Genomic DNA, 18,169 nt, shown 5'->3' with positions numbered 1-18,169 from the left:
GGCTGGTTCGAGGCGCAGGGGCTCGGCGCGGAGCGCGCGCCGGCCGGGCGGGAGGCGCTCGCGGTCTCGCCCCCGGCGTCGCTCTTCTCCCCGGGCGGCGGCGACGGCGAGGAGGCGCCCGCCGCGCGCGCGAAGCGGCGCGTGGACGGCATGCTCGCCGAGATGCGCGCGCGCGATCTCGCGCGCTACCCCGACGCGTCGTGGATGGACCTCCGGGACGCGCTCGCTGGCGGGTTCGCGCCGGACTTCGGCGTGCTGCGCGGAGGCGGGCAGGGGACTCGCGACCTCCTCGCGGACACCGCCGGCGCCTACCTCGGCGCCGCCGAGGCCTACGGCCGCTCGGGGCGGCCGTTCGAGAACGGACCCGACGCCCCCGGGGGCGTCGCGCCGGGGACGGACGCCACGGTGCACGCCGCGGCGGAGGGCGACCGGGAGCGCGAGTCCCTCGTCGCGGGGATCGACGCGCTCGCCGCGACGGGCGGCAAGGGGCTCGCGTGGTCGAAGGCGCTCGTCACGGTGGTCGCGGTGACCGAGGACGGCGACGGCGTCGTCACGGAGGCGAGGGTCGTCGCGTCGAGCGGGAACCCCGCCCACGACCGCCTCGCGCTCGCGCAGGCGCGGGGGCTCATCGGCCGCTCGCCCTCGCGCCGGCTCGCGGGCACGACGACGGAGTGGGCGTTCGTCACCGAGCTCTCGGTCATCCCGCCCGTCCCCGTCGCGGGCGTGGCCTTCGACGCGAACTTCAAGCCGAAGGGCCTCGTCTACCCCCTGAAGCGGAAGGCGAAGAGCCGGATCGAGCTCGTCGCGGTGCGCGAGGGCGGATAGCCGCCGGTTGACTCCGCGCCCCGGTCTTCCTTAGTTTCCGCCCGCGTGTCCGACCTCGTCTCGCTCTCCCGCAAGGCCCCCTCCGCGCCCGGCGATCGCCCGGCCGCCCCCCGCAAGGTGTACGTCCACACCTTCGGCTGCCAGATGAACGCGTCGGACTCCGACCGGATGGTCGAGCTCCTCGGCCGCCACGCGTTCGAGCGCGCCGACACCGCGGAAGACGCGGACCTCATCCTCCTCAACACCTGCGCGGTGCGCGAGAAGGCGGAGCAGAAGCTCCTGTCGGCCCTGGGGCGCTACCGCGAGGTGAAGGCGCGGCGCGGCGCGCTCATCGCGGTGTCCGGCTGCGTCGCGCAGCAGGAGAAGGACCGGCTCCTCGCGCGCGTGCCGTACGTGGACTTCGTCTTCGGCCCGGACAACATCGGCAAGCTCCCGGAGATGGTCGCCCGGGCGGAGCGCGAGCGGTTCGCCGAGACGGGCTGGATGGACTCGCACGACTACGTGTTCCCGCAGGCGGACCCCGAGGCCGCGCGCGGCCGGCCCACCGCGTTCGTCACCGCCATGAAGGGCTGCGACAACGTCTGCGCGTTCTGCATCGTGCCGCACACCCGCGGCCGCGAGGTGTCGCGCGCGTTCCCGGAGATCGTGGCCGAGTGCGCGGCGCTCGCCGAGGTGGGCGTGCGCGAGGTGACGCTCATCGGCCAGAACGTGAACTCCTACGCGGGCGGCTGCACCTTCGCGGAGCTGCTCCGCCGCGTGGCGGCCGTGCCGGGGATCGCGCGGATCCGCTTCACCACGAGTCACCCGCACGACCTCTCCGACGCGCTCGTGGAGGTGTTCCGCGACGAGCCCAAGGTCATGCCCCACTTCCACCTGCCGGTGCAGGCGGGCTCGGATCCCGTCCTCGCCCGCATGCGCCGCGACTACACGGTCGCGGAGTACCTCGACCGCTTCGATCGTCTGCGCGCCGCCCGCCCCGGCATCGCCGTCACCACCGACTTCATCGTCGGCTTCCCCGGCGAGACCGACGCGGACTTCGAGGGCTCGCTCGCGCTCCTCGAGCGCGCGCGCTTCGAGCAGAGCTTCAGCTTCCTCTTCAGCCCGCGCCCGAAGACGGTCGCGGGCCTGCGCCTCGGCTCCGGGCCCGAGTGGCAGGAGGTCCCGCGCGCGGTGGCGGTCGAGCGGCTCGAGCGGCTCCAGGGCGCGCAGCGCCGCATCGCCGCGGAGGCGCTCGCGGCCGCGCTCGGGAAGGTGGTCGAGGTCCTCGTCGAGGGACCCTCCGACGAGCCGGGCGAGCGCCTCGGACGCACGCCCGAGAACACCGTCGTCCACCTCGCTGCCGACGAGCAGGCCGCGCCGACCGGCGCGCTCGTCCACGCGCGCATCACGCGCGCCGGCGGGAGCTCGCTCTCCGGTACGCTCGCGTGACCGCGCGCCCGCGCACGGCGCTGTTCGCCGCGGGGGCGGTCGCCTGGGCCGCGCTCATCTTCTGGGCGTCCTCCCAGTCGCACCCGTTCCCCGAGCTGCCGCAGGGCCTCTTCGAGCACGACAAGCTCCTGCACGCCTCCGCGTACGCGGTGCTCGGCGCGCTCGTGCGCGCGGCGCTCGGCGGGTGGCGGCTCCCGGCCTGGGTGCCGCTCGGGCTCGCCATCGCGCTGGGGACCGCGTACGGGGCGTCCGACGAGTGGCACCAGGCCTTCGTGCCGAACCGCTCGCCCGATCTCCTCGACCTCGCGGCCGACGCGCTCGGCGTCGCGGCAGGCGCGGCGGTGGCGGCGGTCATCTTGCGGCGTGTAGGTGCGCGGGCTAGCATCGACGGCTGATGCCGATCATCGCGCCGTACGCCGGGCGGGCGCCCCGCCTGCACGGATCCGTGTTCGTGGCGGAGAACGCGGTCGTGGTCGGGGACGTGGAGATCGGCGAGGGCTCGTCGATCTGGTTCGGCACGGTGGTCCGCGGCGACGTGAACCACGTGCGCATCGGCGCGCGCACCAACCTGCAGGACCTCACCGTCGTCCACGTCACCTCGGGGACGCACCCGACCGTCATCGGCGACGACGTGACCGTGGGTCACCGCGCGGTGCTGCACGGGTGCACCATCCGCGAGCGCTGCCTCGTCGGCATCGGCGCGATCGTCATGGACGGCGCGGTGGTGGGCCCCGACGCGATGGTCGGCGCGGGGGCGCTCGTCTCGCCCGGGACCATCGTGCCGCCGGGCACGCTCGTGCTGGGCTCGCCGGCGCGGCCGCGCCGCGAGCTCACGCCGGAGGAGCGCGCCTTCCTCCGGACCTCTGCGGAGCGGTACGCGGGGTACGCCGCGCGCTACCGCGGCGAGGGGGGTGGGGGATGACGGCGTTCGAGGCGCTCCGGCGCGCGGCGCTCTTCAAGGACTTCACCGAGACGGGCCTCAGGATCTTCGCCGGCATCGCGCTCGAGAAGGCGATCCCGGCGGGCACGCCGCTCTTCGTCGAGAACATGGTCGGCGAGTCGCTCTTCATCGTGAAGTCCGGCACCGTCCGCGTCACGCAGCGCACGCCCGAGGGCGAGAAGGAGCTCGCCGTGCTCGGCGCGGGCGAGCACCTCGGGGAGCTCGCGCTGCTCGGCCGGAGCGTCCGGCTCGTGTCCGCGGTCGCCGGGACCGCCTGCGAGGTGGTGGAGATCACGCAGCGCGACTTCGTGCGGCTCCAGCCCCAGAAGCCGCAGGCCTGCCTGAAGCTCGCGCTGGCCATCGGCGGCGATCTCGCCGAGAAGGTCGCGGAGAACCGCGACGCCCTCCGGGAGCTCGCCGCCCGTCGTATGAGCTAGGGACGCGCGGGCTGCCTCCCTGCCCGCCCTCCGGGCGAGCGGGCGGGAAGCGCCGGGGCGCGCGCATCGTTCTCGTCGGGGGTCCCGCGATATCGAGGCGCGCGCCGCGCGGCTAGCGCGTGACGCTCGGGCGGTTTCGGGGTAATTCGGGGAGAACGGAAGGCCGCATGCTCGAACGCCTGGTCGCCATCCTGGGAGGCCACTCCCTCCACGTCGGCTACGGCGTCGTCTTCGTCATGCTGGTCCTCTGCGGGTTCGGCCTGCCGATGCCCGAGGACGTGGTCCTCGTGACCGCCGGCGTCCTCGCCTGGCTCGCGTCCGATCTGAGCCACGCGACCTTCTCCGGGATGCTCCACGACGAGGGCCTCCTCACGATGATCGTGATGGGGCTCGGCGGCATCCTCGCCGGCGACTCGGTGATCTTCTTCGCGGGGCGGCGGTTCGGGGCGCGCATCGCCGACTTCCGCCCGCTCCGCCGGCTCATCACGCCGGAGAAGCTCCAGCTCGTGGAGCGGAAGGTGCGGACGCGCGGCAACGTGGTCGTGATGTTCGCGCGCTTCCTGCCCGGCCTGCGCGCGCCGACCTTCTTCACCGTCGGCCACGCCCGCATGCCGTACTGGGAGTTCCTGCTCTTCGACGGCGTCGCGGCGCTCGTCTCCGCGCCGCTGTGGGTCTGCGTCGGCTTCTGGTTCGGCTCCGACCTGCACGCCGCGACCCGCGTCGCCGGGAGATTCTCGAACTACATCCTGCTCGGCGTCCTCGTCGTGCTCCTCGCCCTCGTCTTCCGATGGGCGCAAGGACGTCGCTCCGCCCCGCCCGCCCTGGCGTCCGAGGCGGAGCGGGAGTAGCGGAACCGACCGGACGCGAGGCTCTAGCGCGCTTCCGGGCGCCGGCCGAAGATCCTCCGGAAGAGGCCGCCGAGCGCGCCGCCGGCGCTCGCCGCCGCGACGGCGGGATCCGCAGCGCCCGCGGCCAGGCTCCCGGGCGCCGGGAAGTTCCCGGTCTGCGCCCGCGCCGCGTCCGCCCCGCCGCCCTGCTCGAGCTTGCGCCGCGCCGCCTCCGCCCCCTCGCCCGCCGACATCACCGCCTGCACCTCGCGGCCGGTGTTGAGCTCGCGCGCGGTGACGGTGAGCAGGCACTCCGGCCCGAGCTCGAAGCTGACCGCGATCTTGACCATGCCGCGCGGGCCGGGCGGGAGCCCCTCGAGCCGGAGGGTCCCCAGGTACTCGCACTCCGACGCCGCGCGGCTCTCGCCCTGGAAGACGGCGAGCTCGAACTCGGTCTGCCCGTCGCGCGTCGTCGTGAGCCCGTACTGCTTGCGGGCGGGGAGGGGCGTGTTCCGCTCGATGATGGTCTTCACGCGGCCGCCGGGCAGGCCGATGCCGATCGACATCGGCAGCACGTCGATGAGGACCACCCCCTCGGCGCTGCCGAGCGAGTGGGCGAGGAGCGCCGCGCCGAGGGCGACGGCCTCGTCGGGGTGGACCGCGTGCGAGGGCGGGCGGCCGAAGAACGCCGCCACCTTCCGGTGCACGAGCGGCATCCGCGACTGCCCGCCGACGAGCAGCACCTCGTCGATGTCCTTCGTCCCGAGCCCCTTCGCGAGGAGCACCTCCCGGCACACGTCGAGGGTGCGGTCGACGAGCGGCTCGACCAGCGCGACGATCTCGTCGCGGGTGAGCACCGCCTCGAGCGCGACGGGCGCGCCGTCGCGCAGGGCGAGGAAGGGCAGGCTCACCGGGAACTCGGCGCGCTCGGAGAGCGCGCACTTGGCGCGCTCGGCGGCGTCGACGAGGCGGGAGAGCGCGACGCGGTCGTCCGGGAAGGGCGCACCCGTCCGCTCCTCCCAGATCGCGAGGAGCCGCTCGACGATCCGGTCGTCGAAGTCCACCCCTCCGAGGAAGGTGTCGCCGCCGGTCGAGACGACCTCGTAGACGTTGTCGGACAGCTCGAGCACGGAGGCGTCGAACGTCCCGCCGCCGAGGTCGTAGACGAGGACGCGCTGGTTCAGGTGACGGCCGTAGGCGTACGCGAGCGCGGCCGCGGTCGGCTCGTTCAGGATGCGCTCGACCTGGATCCCCGCGAGCGCCGCCGCGTGGCGGACCGCAGCGCGCTGCCGCTCGTTGTAGTACGCGGGCACGGTGACGACCGCGCGGTTCACCTCCTCGCGGAGGTGGTTCTGCGCGACGTCGCGGACCTCTCCCAGCACGAGCGCGGAGATCTGCTCGAGCGAGACGGTCTCGGGCCCGAGCCGCACCGCCGCGAGGCCCTCGTCGCCGGGCACGATCTCGTAGGGGTACTTCTCGCGGATCTCCTGCACGAGCGGCGTGTCCCAGGCCCGCCCGATGAGGCGCTTCGCGCCCGAGACGGTCGTCTTGGGGTTCGTGAGGAGCTGCGACCTCGCCAGGTGACCGACGACGACGCGCTGGCGCGCGTTGAGCCCGACGATCGAAGGCACGGTGGCGTGCCCCTCGCGCGAGGGGATCACGTACGGCCGCCCGTCCTTCACGACCGCCGCGCACGAGTTGGACGTCCCGAGGTCGATCCCGATGATCGCGCGCGAGGGGCGGGTGACCGGCCGCGGCGCGTCCGGGAGGCCGAGGTCGATGCGCGCCGGTCCGGCCTGGAGCTGCTCCACCCGGTGGCTCGCGGCGAGGTCCGCCTGGGCGGGCGAGGGCGCGGCGGGGAGGGGCGTGAGCACCGGCGGCGCGGACGGTGGGGGCGGCGTGGGGAGCGCCGTCGGGAGCGCCGCATCGGGCGCGCGCGTGGGGGCGGGGGTCCCGTCCGGCCGGGCGGCGATGGGCGCGGGGGCGATCACGCCGGGGGCGACGCCGCGGCGCTCCTTCAGCTCCACCATCCGCTCGACGAGCGCCCGCGAGGCGTCGTCGAGCCTCGTGAACTGCACGCCCATGCCCGGCGCGCGGCGCGGATGAGCCGCCGGATCCTCGGCCTGGATCCAGCGCACGACGCCCTCGCCCCGGATCGCCGCCTCGCCGCCGGAGAGCCGGAGCTCCAGGGCGAGCCGGGTGCCGACCGGCCTGGGCGCGCGCGTGCGGATGAACACGCCGCCGCGGGAGATGTTCACCGCGAAGCGCTCCACGAGCTCGTCGATGGTGCCGTAGGAGAGCCGGACGGCGAGGCCCACCGGCGTGCGGCCCCCGCCGCGCTTGTCGTGTGGCCCCTCCACCGCGGCGATTATCGTCTTCCGGCGGACGGGCGGGCAAGCGGGTGTTCACCCTGCGGCGCAGCGTCCGCGCGGCGTGTGTGGGCCCCCGCGCACCTCCCGAGGCGCTGGGGGCGAGGCGCGCGGGCGTCGAGCGCCGGCCCCTCGCGCCGGGGTGACCCGCGCCCGGCCCGCTCCCGCCGGATCCGTAGGGGAACCGGGCGTCTTGACCGGTCCGAGCGCGCTCGATTATACGTCCCCATGCTCAACCGCGACGACCTCCGCCTCGCGCTGACGTTCGACGACGTCCTGCTGCTCCCCGCGGAATCCGACGTCCTCCCGAAGTCGGTCGAGACGTCGACGCGCTTCACCCGCAACCTCCAGCTCAACATCCCGATCGTCTCGGCCGCCATGGACACGGTGACCGAGGCGCGGATGGCCATCGCGATGGCCTCCTCGGGCGGGCTCGGCTTCGTCCACAAGAACCTCACCGTCGAGCAGCAGGCGGCCGAGGTCCACAAGGTCAAGAAGTACGAGTCGGCGGTGGTCGGGGACCCGATCACGATCGAGCCCGAGGCGCCCATCCACCGCGCCGTCGCGCTCATGCGCGAGAACGGGATCAGCGGCATCCCCGTCGTCCAGAAGGGCCGGCTGGTCGGCATCCTCACGAACCGCGACCTCCGCTTCGAGAAGAACCTCGAGCAGCGCGTCGAGCAGGTGATGACGAAGGACCTCGTCACCGCCCGCGAGGGCGTGACGATCGAGGAGGCGAAGGAGCTCCTCCACCGGCACCGGATCGAGAAGCTCCTCGTCGTGAACGAGGCGTTCGAGCTGCGCGGCCTCGTCACCATCAAGGACATCGAGAAGATCCAGAAGCACCCGAACGCCGCCAAGGACAAGCTCGGCCGGCTCCTCTGCGGCGCGGCGGTGGGGGTGGGGGCCGATCGCGAGCAGCGGATCCAGGCCCTCCTCAAGGCGGGCGTGGACGTCATCGCCATCGACACCGCCCACGGCGCGCACCGGGACGTCCTCGAGGCGGTGCGGGCGACCAAGACGAACTTCAAGAACGTCGAGCTCGTCGCCGGCAACGTGGCGACCGCCGAGGCCGCCGAGGCGCTCTGCAAGGCGGGGGTGGACGCGGTGAAGGTCGGCGTGGGCCCCGGCTCCATCTGCACGACGCGCGTGGTCTCCGGCGTCGGCGTCCCCCAGATCACCGCGGTGGACGACTGCACCCGCGCCGCCGAGAAGTACGGCGTGCCGGTCATCTCCGACGGCGGCGTGAAGTTCTCGGGCGACCTCGTGAAGGCCATCGCGGCCGGCGCGTCGAGCGTGATGATCGGGTCCCTGCTCGCGGGCACCGAGGAGGCGCCCGGCGACGTGATCCTCTACCAGGGCCGCAGCTACAAGTCGTACCGGGGCATGGGCTCGCTCGGCGCGATGAAGCAGGGCTCCAAGGACCGCTACTTCCAGGCCGAGGTCTCGGACGCCGACAAGCTCGTGCCCGAGGGCATCGAGGGGCGGGTGCCGTACAAGGGCACCGTCGAGATGACGCTCTTCCAGCTCGTGGGCGGCCTGCGCAGCGGCATGGGCTACCTCGGCTGCAAGGCGATCGCGGAGCTGCGGGTGAAGCCGCGCTTCGTGCGGATCTCCACCTCCGGCCTGCGCGAGAGCCACGTGCACGACGTCATCATCGAGAAGGAAGCGCCGAACTACCGGGCGGACTGATTCCCTCCGCTCGTGGTGAGCCTGTCGGACCACGAGCCGGCGCAGCGCGGCTTTTGCCGCTCGCACCCGACAGGCGGCGAGGCGAGCGGTCTTTGACGTCGGAGCCGGAGGCCCGCGTTGGACATCCACGCAGAGAAGATCCTCATCCTCGACTTCGGGTCGCAGTACACGCAGCTCATCGCGCGCAGGCTGCGCGAGCTCGGCGTCTACTGCGAGATCCACCCGTGCACGATGAAGCCCGAGGCGATGCGCGCGTTCGCGCCCCGGGGCGTGGTCCTCTCCGGCGGGCCGATGTCGGTGCTCGCCGAGGGCAGCCCGCGCGCCGACCGGCTCGCCTTCGAGCTGGGCGTCCCCGTCCTCGGGATCTGCTACGGCCTCCAGCTCCTCGCCCATGAGCTGGGCGGGCGCGTGGACAAGGCCGCGCACCGCGAGTTCGGCCCGGCGACCATCGAGACGCGCGAGGGCGCGGAGCTGTTCGAGGGGCTGCCGCGCAAGCTCGACGTCTGGATGAGCCACGGCGACCGCGTCGAGGCGCTGCCGCCCGGGTTCGAGCCCATCGCCGCGACGTCCTCGGCGCCGTTCGCCGCCGTCGAGGACCGCCGCCGGCGCTTCTTCGGCGTGCAGTTCCACCCCGAGGTGGTCCACACGCCGCTCGGCAAGGACATCCTCCGCAACTTCGCCTACCGCGTGTGCGGCTGCTCCGGCAGCTGGTCGATGCGGGCCTACGTGGAGATCGCGGTCGAGCAGATCCGCGCCCAGGTGAAGGACGGCCACGTCCTCTGCGCGCTCTCGGGCGGCGTGGACTCCGCCGTCGCGGCGCTCCTCGTCCACCGCGCCATCGGCGACCGGCTCCGCTGCATCTTCGTGGACAACGGCGTGCTCCGCGCCGGCGAGCGCGCCCAGGTCGAGGAGGTCTTCGGGCGGATGTTCCACCTGCCGCTCGTGACCGTGGACGCCTCCGAGCGCTTCCTCGCGAAGCTCGCCGGCGTCACCGACCCCGAGCAAAAGCGCAAGATCATCGGCCGCGAGTTCATCGCGGTGTTCGAGGAGCAGGTGGAGGGCCTCGCCGCCGGCGGCGAGCGCGCCCAGTTCCTCGTCCAGGGCACGCTCTACCCCGACGTCATCGAGTCGGTCTCCTTCAAGGGACCGTCCGCCACCATCAAGAGCCACCACAACGTCGGCGGCCTCCCCGAGGTGATGAAGCTCGGGCTCGTCGAGCCCCTGCGCGAGCTCTTCAAGGACGAGGTGCGCCGGCTCGGGATCGAGCTCGGGCTGCCGCCGCACATCGTCCAGCGCCAGCCGTTCCCCGGCCCGGGGCTCGCCATCCGCGTGCTCGGCGAGGTCACCGAGGAGCGGCTCGCCGTGCTCCGCAGGGCGGACACCATCGTCCAGGAGGAGATCCGCGCGGCCGGCCTCTACGAGAAGCTCTGGCAGGGGTTCGCGGTGCTCCTCCCGGTGCGCAGCGTCGGCGTCATGGGCGACGAGCGCACCTACGAGGCCACCTGCGCCATCCGCGCCATCGAGTCGACGGACGGCATGACCGGCGACTGGGCTCGCCTGCCCTACGACCTCCTCGGGCGCATGTCCTCGCGCATCATCAACGAGGTCCGCGGCATCAACCGCGTCGTGTACGACATCTCCTCGAAGCCGCCCGCCACGATCGAGTGGGAGTAGCGCGCGCCGGGAAGCGCCCCGGCACCGCCGGGGCCTCGCCTCGCAGAGGAGGCGCGGCGCGCCCACCCGGTCGCCGGTGTAGGCGCGAGGTTGCTCGCTTCCTTAGTTTGCCGGCTGGCGGCAGAGGGCTATCATCCCGCCGGATCGGAGGCTTCCAAGATGGCGCGATCGTCCGCGGTCCGCGCGCTCGCCCCGCTGGCAATGCTCGCGGCGGCCGGGTGTCAGGACTACAACTTCAACCCCGTCGGCCACTGCCTGGTGCAGCCCGGCAACGAGCGCGTCACGCTCTCGGATCTCTCGTCGGCGGACATCCTGTTCGTCGTGGACGACTCCGGGTCGATGGCAGCCGAGCAGGCGAAGCTCGCCCAGAACTTCACCCGGTTCGTCTCCAGGATCGATCAGTTCAACGCGGAGCGCGCGGCGGCCGGGCGCTTGCCGATCGACTTCCACATCGCGGTCACCACGACGTCGGTGTTCTGGAACCCGGAGTACGGGAGCTCCTTCGCGTACACGTGCCAGGCGGGGACCTGCGTGAACTCGTCGGGCACCCCGTTGCTCGGGGACGACGGGCAGGTGGTGAAGTGCACCCGCGAGACGAGCGTGCTCGCCGACCAGCTCGGCGCCAACGGCGCCGCGGGCTGCGGGCAGCTCACGCACACCTACGACTTCTCCTTCTGCACGAGCCAGCAGAGCCCGGTCGGAGTCGCGGTGGAGGGCGCCCGCTACCCGCAGGGCGACTTCGTGGGCTGGCACGGCAACCCGCGCGTCCTGCACTTCGACAAGGAGCTCTACGGCGCGGGAGCGAAGAACCGCCAGGGCTTCACGCGGCAGCAGCTCATCGACTGGTTCGTCGGCGGCACGAGCGTCGGCGGAAACGTGATCGTCGGCACCTGCGGCTCCGGCCAGGAGCAAGCGCTCCAGGCGGCGCGGCTCGCGCTGCAGAAGGCGCTCGGGGGACAGCAGAAGGACGCGTACACGATGTCGGGCGCCCCGGCGTGGGACGGGACGAACGCGACGGCGCCGGCGGAGTGGCCGCGCAAGGACTCGAAGCTCGTGCTCGTGTTCGTCGGCGACGAGGACGACTGCTCTTCCCCCAACGACGCCAGCGCGGGCATCGTCATGCGCGCGGATCCGACCGGCGCCGACGCCTGCGTGCGCGACTACGAGTCGACGGACCCGACCAAGAAGAAGGAGTTCGGGGTCGGCGAGATCGTGGACTACTTCGCGAGCCTCGGCCGCCCGCTCGGCGCGGCGTTCATCCTGCCGGCGGCGCAGACCTCCTGCTCGGGGGACTCGTGCACCGCGGGGCTCTGCTGCCAGACCGACTGCGCCTGCGGCTCTGCGAACTGCGGCGCCCAGGCTCCCGGCAACCGGCTCCTCGACGCCGCCCACGCGCTGCGCGGCAAGGGCGCGGACGTCATCACGGGCTCGGTGTGCGACCCGGACTTCGGCACGCTCCTCGAGTCGGTCGCCGACATCCTGAAGCCGCCCGCAGGCCTGGAGCTGAATACCGAGCCCGCCGAGGGCCAGATCGCGCTGCTCCGGATCGCCAAGGCGAACGGCCAGCCGAGGAAGACCTGCAACGGGCCCGCGCCTGCCGGCACGGCGTTCGCCGCGGCGCAGGACCAGAACCTCTGCAAGGACGCGACCGGCGCCGCGGTGCGGTGCGACTGGTGGTTCACCGCCACCAAGGACGCCGGCGACGCGGTCGCGGTCTCGACGTTCATCTACATCAACCATGCGACGAACAACTGCGAGGCCGATCCGGGCGAGACCTACTCCGCCGACTACATCGCCCTGAACCCGCGGAGCGGCTGCACGACCCGCACCGAATGCCAACAGGCGCTCGGCGGTCGGGTCGAGGACTGGGGCTGCTACACGCCGCCCGGGACCGGCCGCGGCACCTGCGTGTGCTGCGCGCCTGGCTCGACGGCGCTGGAGTGCCAGCCGTGAGCCGGGCGGCCCGCGCCGGCTCGCTCCTCGCGGTGGGCGCGCTCGCGCTCGCCGCCTGCGAGCAGGTGCCCTCGCAGGCGGTCACCCGCTGCGAGTCGACGCAGGTCGTTCCGGCGGCGGTGAAGACGGACATCCTCTTCGTCATCGACGACTCGATCTCGATGGACGAGGAGCAGGCGAACCTGCGCGACAACCTGAACGCGTTCATCACCGCGCTCGTCGCCGCGCCCGTGGCGAACGAGTTCCAGATCGGGATCACCTCCACGTCGGTCGAGGACTACGGCGCCACCGCCACCAGCGGCCAGGCGTACACGAGCGGCCCGGCCACGGGGAAGCCGTTCCCGGACGGCGCGCTCATCGCCATCCAGCAGAGCTCCCCCGGGGTGGCGGTGCCGGGCGACATCCTCTGGAAGTCCGGCACGGGCTTCGAGGGGACGCGCATCCTCACCGCCTCCTCGCCCTCGCTCGTCGACGACTTCAAGGCGAACGTGCGGGTCGGCACCTACGGCACGTTCAAGGAGCAGCCGTTCCGCGCGGCGCGCCTGGCGCTCTCCGATCGCATCGCGGACGGCACGAACGCCGGGTTCCTGCGGAGCGGGGCGCGGCTCGCGGTCGTCTTCGTCTCCGACGAGGACGACTGCTCCGACACGGCCGCGCCCTTCGCCGTCGACGACGTCGACTGCCACAACCCGGGCTTCAAGGCCTCGAGCCTCGACTCGATCGGCGACGTCGTGACCTTCCTCCGCGACCCGATCGACGGAGAGCGCCGGGAGGTCGTGGTCGCATCCATCGTCGGCGTGGACCCGGCGAGCGGTGAGCCGTCGTGCGCCACCTGCGCGAACGACGTGTGCGGGACCGCGCTCGACGGCGGGCTCCGCTTCACGGAGCTCGCGAGCGCGCTCGGGAGCGTGCGGACCCGGACCGGCTCCATCTGCGACGCGAGCTTCAAGAGCATCCTCGAGGACATCGCCGGCCTGCTCGTCGCCCAGTCGGTGCCGCTCCAGGGGACCCCCGCGGACTGGCGCATGCTCGCGGTCGGAGTGGATCGCGCGGGGCTCGAGACCATCCCTTGCACGGTCGCGCTCGACGGTACGGCCGAGGCGGCCACTGCCGGCGCGGTCTACACGCCCCCCCTCTCGGGGCGCCCCGCGACCGTCACGTTCCAGAACGCGTGCCGGCTCCAGCAGGGCGATCGCGTGCAGCTCCAGCTGATCTGCGCCGGCTGACCGGGTCATCCGCACCCGCCGGGTGACGGATCGTGAAGACCTCCGTCCGGAGCCTGCGCGGCCGGGCGCGGGTGTGCAACAACTCGTTCATGGTCCCCGCCCTCGCGCTCGTTCTCGCGACCGCGCTCTCCTCGGCCGCCCCGGCAGGACCGGCGGCCGCTGCGTCGAGTCAGACGCTCGCGTCGCTCGTCGCGCGCGCCGACGCCGCGTACGTCCGCCGCGCGGATCCCGCCGAGCTCGCGGCCGTGGGCGCCGCGCTCGACGAGGCGGAGCGCCTCGGGCCCGAGGACTACGAGGTGCTCTGGCGGCGGGCGCGCCTCGAGGTCTGGCTCGCGGACGATCCCTCGCTGCCGAAGGACGAGCAGACGCGGCTCGGCAAGCGCGCCTGGGACTACGGCGAGCGGGCGATCCGGGCGAACCCGGCGCGCGTCGAGGGATGGAACTACGCGGCCGCGGGCATGGGGCAGTACGCGCTGGGGCTCGGCATCCTGCGCGCGCTGCGCGAGGGCCTGGAGGGGAAGTTCAAGGACCGGCTCTCGCACGCCGAGAAGATCGACCCCGGGTTCGGGGGAGGCGCCATCCAGACCGCCTGGGGCCGCTTCTGGTACGAGCTGCCCTGGCCCAAGTACGACGCGCGAAAGTCCGAGCGGGCGCTCAAGGACGCGCTCGGGCGCAACCCGGACAACGTCCGCGCGCGCGTCTACCTCGCGGACACCTACCGCAAGCAGGGGCGGAAGCGCGAGGCGCGCGAGCAGCTCGAGAAGGCTGCCGCGGACGCGCCCGGACGCTATGACGAAGCCGAGGAGCGGCGCTGGCAGGGGATCGCCCGCCGCAAGCTCGCCGAGTGAGGAGAACGCGATGATCGCCGAGGCCGAGCTGAAGACGGGGTCGCCCGCCGCGCGCAACCTGGTCGCGCTGTTCGAGGCGCAGGCGAAGGCGCGCGCCGATCGCACCGCCGTGAAGATGAAGCGCGAGGGGCGCTGGCAGGAGGTCTCCTGGGCGGACCTCGCCCGCCGGGCACGCGACGTCGCCGACGGCCTCGCCGCCATCGGGCTCCACCCCGGAGACCGGGTGGCGATCATCGGCGAGACCAACATCGAGTGGATCCTCGCCGATCTGGGCATCCTCGGCGCCGCGGGGATCACGGTCACGATCTACCAGTCGAACAAGGCCGCCGAGTGCCAGTACATCCTGGCCGACTCCGGGGCGCGCTTCGTCTTCTGCGACACCGACGTGCAGGTCGCGAAGATCCGCGACGTGCGGGGCAAGCTGCCCGCCCTCGAGGGCATCATCCGCGCGACCGGGATCGCGGCGGATCCGTTCGAGCGCACGCTCGCGGACCTGGAGCGCTCGGGCGCGGAGTGGCGGCGCGCGAACCCCGACGCGCACGCCGCCCGCCTCGCGGTGGTCGGCCCGGACGCGCCGGCGAGCTTCATCTACACCTCCGGCACGACCGGCAACCCGAAGGGCGTCGTCCTCACCCACGGCAACTGGGTCTACGAGGGGTATGCGATCGAGCAGATCCGGCTCATCGGCCCGGACGACCTCGTCCTCATGTTCCTGCCGATGGCGCACTCGTTCGCGAAGGTCATCGAGGCCGTCTGGTTCGCCACGGGCGCGACCTGCGCGTTCGTGGAGTCGCTCGAGAAGATCCTCGACAACGCCTCGGAGGTGCGGCCGACGGTGATGCCCTCCGTGCCGCGCATCTTCGAGAAGGCCTACAACACGGTCATCTCGAAGGGCCTCGCGACGCCGGGCCTCAAGGGCAAGCTCTTCCAGCTCGCCATGGAGAGCTTCGAGCAGTACGCGACCGCGGCCGAGCAGGGGAAGAGCTACTCGTCCTTCGGCTTCCTCGTGGGCAAGAAGCTGGTGTTCCCGAAGCTCACGCACGCGCTCAACGAGAAGTTCGGCGGGCGCATGCGCCTCTTCGTGTCCGGCGGCGCGCCGCTCTCCCCGAAGATCGCCCACTTCTTCGGCGTGCTCGGCTTCACCATCCTCGAGGGCTACGGCCTCACCGAGTCGTCCGCCGGCACGTTCGTGAACCGCCCGGGCGAGAACCGGATCGGCACGGTCGGGCCGCCGGTGCCCGGGACCGAGGTGCGGATCGCGGACGACGGCGAGATCCTCGTGAAGGGCGCCGGCGTGATGAAGGGGTACTACAACGCCCCGGCGGCGACCGCGGAGGTGCTGCGGGATGGCTGGCTGTACACGGGGGACATCGGCTACCTCGACGAGGCGGGCCACCTCCGGATCACCGACCGCAAGAAGGACATCATCGTCACGGCGGGCGGGAAGAACGTCGCGCCGCAGAACCTCGAGAACGAGCTCAAGACGGAGCCGCTCGTCTCGCAGGTGATGGTGCACGGCGACAAGCGGAAGTTCCTCTCGGCGCTCGTCGCGCTCAACGAGGAGAACGCCCGCAAGTGGGCGACCGACGCCGGCGTCCCGGCGGGCGCCGCGCTCCACGAGGACCCGCGCGTGCGCGCCCAGATCCAGAAGGCGATCGACGCGCTCAACGCCAAGCAGGCGAGCTACTCCACCATCAAGAAGTTCGCGATCGTGCCGCGGGACTTCACGCAGGAGTCGGGGGAGCTGACGCCCACGCTCAAGGTCAAGCGCAAGGTCGTCACGCAGAACTACAAGGACCTCCTCGACTCGTTCTACTTGGAGTAGCCGGGGCTCCCCCCCACGGGCGCTCGCGCCCGGGGGGAGCATTGCTCTACTGTCGCCGGCACCAGGTCAGCGGGGGCCGAGCCAACCCATGGGGGGCCAGGTGGACCAGAGCGGCCTTCGAGTCCTCCTCGTCGAGGACGACGACGACAACCGGGAGCTGATGGCCGAGGTCCTCGAGGCGTCGGGCTACGTGGTGCTTCCGGCCGCGAGCGGTCAGGAAGGGCTGAAGACGCTCTCCGAGCACTCGATCGACGTCGTCGTCACCGACGTCGGCATGCCCGGGATGGGCGGGCTCGAGATGGCGAAGGCCGCGAAGTCCATCGCCCCCACGGTCCCGGTGGTGATCGTCACGGGCTGGGCGGAGCGCGACGACATCGCGAGAGCGCGCGGGCGGGAGGTCGACGCGGTGCTCATCAAGCCCGTCGATCCCGACGCGCTCACCTCCGCCGTGGCCGACGTGCTCCGCGCCCGCCCTCGCCCGTAGCGCTGCAGCCCTCGCTTGACAGCCCTTCCGCGGGCCAATACGTATCATCGACGCCGCGCCGATTTCCGAATCGGTGCGCGCCGAGGAGGCCCCGCCCGATGGCCGAGCAAGTGACGAGCGTGAAGGACGTGTTCGAGCGCCACATCCCGGGTCGCTTCCAGGCGAAGCCGGACGTGGTGCAGAAGATCAGCGCCGTGTACCAGTTCAACATCTCGGGCCCGGGCGGTGGCGTCTGGACGGTGGACTGCACGGCGCCGGGCGGCCGGGTCGCCGAGGGGCACGCACCGAACGCGAAGTGCACGGTGGCCGCCACCGACGCCGACTTCCTGAACATCGTGAACGGCAAGCTCAACGCGCAGATGGCCTTCATGTCCGGCAAGCTCAAGATCCAGGGCGACATGGGCCTCGCGATGAAGCTCCAGCAGATCCTGTAGCGGTGCCGCCGCTCGAGGGACTCCGCGTTCTCGATCTGTCCCGGCTGCTCCCGGGGCCGTTCGCGACGCTCGTCCTCGCGGATCTCGGCGCCGACGTGGTGAAGATCGAGGCCCCGCCGGACGGCGACGCCCTCCGCTCGCTCCCGCCGCTCGCCGGCGAGGCCTCCGGCGCGTTCCACGCGCTCAACCGCAACAAGCGTTCGCTCGCCCTCGACCTGCGCCGCCCCGAGGGCGTGGCCGCGTTCCTGCGGCTCGCGGCCCCCGCCGACGTGGTGGTCGAGTCCTACCGCCCCGGCGTCCTCGACCGCATGGGCCTCGGCTACGCCGCGCTCCGCGCCGCGAGCCCGCGCCTCGTGCTGTGCTCGATCACCGGCTACGGCCAGGACGGCCCGTACGCCGGGCGGGCCGGGCACGACGTGGACTACTGCGCCCTCGCGGGCGTGCTCGGGCTGAACGGCGAGCCGGAGCGGCCCGTCCTGCCGGGTGTGCAGATCGCCGATCTCGCCGGCGGGGCCTGGCCCGCGGTGGCGGGCATCCTCGCGGCGCTCGTCCGGCGCGCGGCGACCGGGGAGGGCGCTCACGTGGACGTTTCGATGGCGGAGGGCGCGCTCGCCCTCATGACGCTCCCGCTCGCCCTGGCCTGGGCGCGCGGCGCGCCGACCGTCCGGGGGCGGGAGCTGCTCTCCGGCGGCGCGGCCACGTACGGCGTGTACCGCACGAAGGACGGGCGCTTCGTGGCGCTCGGCGCGCTCGAGCCGAAGTTCTTCGCGGCGTTCTGCGAGGCGGTCGGGCGGCCGGAGCTCGCGCCGCGCCAGCTCGAGGGCGGCGGCGCGGGCCCGCGCGCCGAGCTGGAGGCGATCTTCGCGGCGCGGACGCGCGACGAGTGGGCGGCCTTCGCGGCGGCGCACGACGTGTGCGTCGCGCCGGTGCTGGAGGGCGACGAGCCCTGCTCCGATCCGCACCTCGCCGCGCGCGGCGCGTTCGTCGAGGTGGCGACGCCGTGGGAGGGCAGGGCGATCCGCGGCGTCGCGACGCCGGTGCGGCTCCGCGGTGAGGAGGCGCCCCGGAGGCCGGCGCCGCGGATGGGCGAGCACGGCGAGGCGGTGCTGCGCGAGGCCGGCTTCTCCGAGGAGGAGCTCGCGTCGTTGCGGGCGGCCGGCGCGCTCGGTCCGTGACGACACTGCCCGCGGCCCGTCCGGGCGTCCGG

General features: G+C 73.0%; 16 protein-coding genes. 15 read left to right on the top strand and 1 reads right to left on the bottom strand.

Features of this window, described 5'->3' with window-relative positions; all coding sequences use genetic code 11:
• The 6 genes from MNZ39_RS02390 to MNZ39_RS02365 form a co-directional block, all read left to right on the top strand.
• Nucleotides 1–825: TonB C-terminal domain-containing protein (locus MNZ39_RS02390; RefSeq protein WP_242333911.1), on the top strand; the 825-nt coding region annotated here is incomplete at its 5' end.
• 45 nt (nucleotides 826–870) lie between these two features.
• Nucleotides 871–2,253 (top strand): tRNA (N6-isopentenyl adenosine(37)-C2)-methylthiotransferase MiaB, encoded by a 1,383-nt coding sequence (gene miaB, locus MNZ39_RS02385; protein ID WP_242333908.1) that lies wholly within the window; start codon nucleotides 871–873, stop codon nucleotides 2,251–2,253.
• A complete protein-coding gene (locus tag MNZ39_RS02380; RefSeq protein ID WP_242333905.1) occupies nucleotides 2,250–2,648 on the top strand; it encodes a VanZ family protein in 399 nt (132 codons plus the stop codon). The genes miaB and MNZ39_RS02380 overlap by 4 nt, the downstream gene beginning before the upstream one ends.
• The gene (locus MNZ39_RS02375; protein WP_242333902.1) at nucleotides 2,648–3,175 is read left to right on the top strand and encodes a gamma carbonic anhydrase family protein; all 528 of its coding nucleotides are present in this window, start codon (nucleotides 2,648–2,650) and stop codon (nucleotides 3,173–3,175) included. Before MNZ39_RS02380 ends, MNZ39_RS02375 begins: the two co-directional genes overlap by 1 nt.
• The gene (locus tag MNZ39_RS02370; protein ID WP_242333899.1) at nucleotides 3,172–3,630 is read left to right on the top strand and encodes a cyclic nucleotide-binding domain-containing protein; all 459 of its coding nucleotides are present in this window, start codon (nucleotides 3,172–3,174) and stop codon (nucleotides 3,628–3,630) included. The genes MNZ39_RS02375 and MNZ39_RS02370 overlap by 4 nt, the downstream gene beginning before the upstream one ends.
• 167 nt (nucleotides 3,631–3,797) lie before the next feature.
• On the top strand, nucleotides 3,798–4,478 hold the full coding sequence (locus tag MNZ39_RS02365) for a DedA family protein (protein WP_242333897.1): 681 nt from the start codon (nucleotides 3,798–3,800) through the stop codon (nucleotides 4,476–4,478).
• Between the two features lie 23 nt (nucleotides 4,479–4,501).
• Here MNZ39_RS02365 and MNZ39_RS02360 read toward each other — a convergent pair whose 3' ends face one another.
• Nucleotides 4,502–6,817 (bottom strand): TIGR02266 family protein, encoded by a 2,316-nt coding sequence (locus MNZ39_RS02360; RefSeq protein WP_242333894.1) that lies wholly within the window; start codon nucleotides 6,815–6,817, stop codon nucleotides 4,502–4,504.
• Nucleotides 6,818–7,054: 237 nt separating this feature from the next.
• On the opposite strand from MNZ39_RS02360, the gene guaB reads away from it, so the two are divergent.
• The 9 genes from guaB to MNZ39_RS02315 all read left to right on the top strand — a co-directional run bounded on the left by guaB (nucleotide 7,055) and on the right by MNZ39_RS02315 (nucleotide 18,137).
• Entirely contained in the window at nucleotides 7,055–8,518 is a 1,464-nt protein-coding gene (gene guaB, locus MNZ39_RS02355; protein ID WP_242333890.1) for an IMP dehydrogenase, read from the top strand.
• Nucleotides 8,519–8,635: 117 nt separating this feature from the next.
• Nucleotides 8,636–10,192 (top strand): glutamine-hydrolyzing GMP synthase, encoded by a 1,557-nt coding sequence (gene guaA, locus MNZ39_RS02350; protein ID WP_242333887.1) that lies wholly within the window; start codon nucleotides 8,636–8,638, stop codon nucleotides 10,190–10,192.
• 159 nt (nucleotides 10,193–10,351) lie between these two features.
• On the top strand, nucleotides 10,352–12,145 hold the full coding sequence (locus MNZ39_RS02345; RefSeq protein ID WP_242333884.1) for a hypothetical protein: 1,794 nt from the start codon (nucleotides 10,352–10,354) through the stop codon (nucleotides 12,143–12,145).
• A complete protein-coding gene (locus MNZ39_RS02340) occupies nucleotides 12,142–13,371 on the top strand; it encodes a hypothetical protein (RefSeq protein ID WP_242333881.1) in 1,230 nt (409 codons plus the stop codon). Before MNZ39_RS02345 ends, MNZ39_RS02340 begins: the two co-directional genes overlap by 4 nt.
• Before the next feature lie 32 nt (nucleotides 13,372–13,403).
• Nucleotides 13,404–14,219, top strand: coding sequence for a tetratricopeptide repeat protein (locus MNZ39_RS02335; RefSeq protein ID WP_242333878.1), 816 nt, complete (start codon nucleotides 13,404–13,406; stop codon nucleotides 14,217–14,219).
• 10 nt (nucleotides 14,220–14,229) lie between these two features.
• A complete protein-coding gene (locus tag MNZ39_RS02330) occupies nucleotides 14,230–16,044 on the top strand; it encodes a long-chain fatty acid--CoA ligase (RefSeq protein WP_242333875.1) in 1,815 nt (604 codons plus the stop codon).
• Nucleotides 16,045–16,132: 88 nt separating this feature from the next.
• Nucleotides 16,133–16,528: a response regulator gene (locus tag MNZ39_RS02325; protein ID WP_242333872.1), complete on the top strand. Its 396-nt coding sequence runs from the start codon at nucleotides 16,133–16,135 to the stop codon at nucleotides 16,526–16,528.
• Nucleotides 16,529–16,626: 98 nt separating this feature from the next.
• Nucleotides 16,627–16,962: an SCP2 sterol-binding domain-containing protein gene (locus MNZ39_RS02320; RefSeq protein WP_242333870.1), complete on the top strand. Its 336-nt coding sequence runs from the start codon at nucleotides 16,627–16,629 to the stop codon at nucleotides 16,960–16,962.
• Between the two features lie 2 nt (nucleotides 16,963–16,964).
• Complete coding sequence (locus MNZ39_RS02315; protein WP_242333867.1) at nucleotides 16,965–18,137, top strand: CaiB/BaiF CoA-transferase family protein; 1,173 nt, start codon at nucleotides 16,965–16,967, stop codon at nucleotides 18,135–18,137.
• Nucleotides 18,138–18,169 lie beyond the last annotated feature (32 nt).

Origin of the sequence: Anaeromyxobacter sp. SG66 (assembly GCF_022690805.1) — a bacterium.
Lineage (GTDB): Bacteria > Myxococcota > Myxococcia > Myxococcales > Anaeromyxobacteraceae > Anaeromyxobacter > Anaeromyxobacter soli.
The sequence above is the reverse complement of the archived record's forward strand: the minus strand, read 5'-3'. Positions and strand labels throughout refer to the sequence as shown.

Coding starts and splice junctions, on each gene's coding strand:
- MNZ39_RS02320 (WP_242333870.1), top strand. CDS start 16,627: ATGGCCGAGCAAGTGACGAGCGTGAAGGACGTGTTCGAGCGCCACATC.
- MNZ39_RS02370 (WP_242333899.1), top strand. CDS start 3,172: ATGACGGCGTTCGAGGCGCTCCGGCGCGCGGCGCTCTTCAAGGACTTC.
- MNZ39_RS02365 (WP_242333897.1), top strand. CDS start 3,798: ATGCTCGAACGCCTGGTCGCCATCCTGGGAGGCCACTCCCTCCACGTC.
- MNZ39_RS02330 (WP_242333875.1), top strand. CDS start 14,230: ATGATCGCCGAGGCCGAGCTGAAGACGGGGTCGCCCGCCGCGCGCAAC.
- guaB (WP_242333890.1), top strand. CDS start 7,055: ATGCTCAACCGCGACGACCTCCGCCTCGCGCTGACGTTCGACGACGTC.
- MNZ39_RS02375 (WP_242333902.1), top strand. CDS start 2,648: ATGCCGATCATCGCGCCGTACGCCGGGCGGGCGCCCCGCCTGCACGGA.
- MNZ39_RS02325 (WP_242333872.1), top strand. CDS start 16,133: ATGGGGGGCCAGGTGGACCAGAGCGGCCTTCGAGTCCTCCTCGTCGAG.
- MNZ39_RS02345 (WP_242333884.1), top strand. CDS start 10,352: ATGGCGCGATCGTCCGCGGTCCGCGCGCTCGCCCCGCTGGCAATGCTC.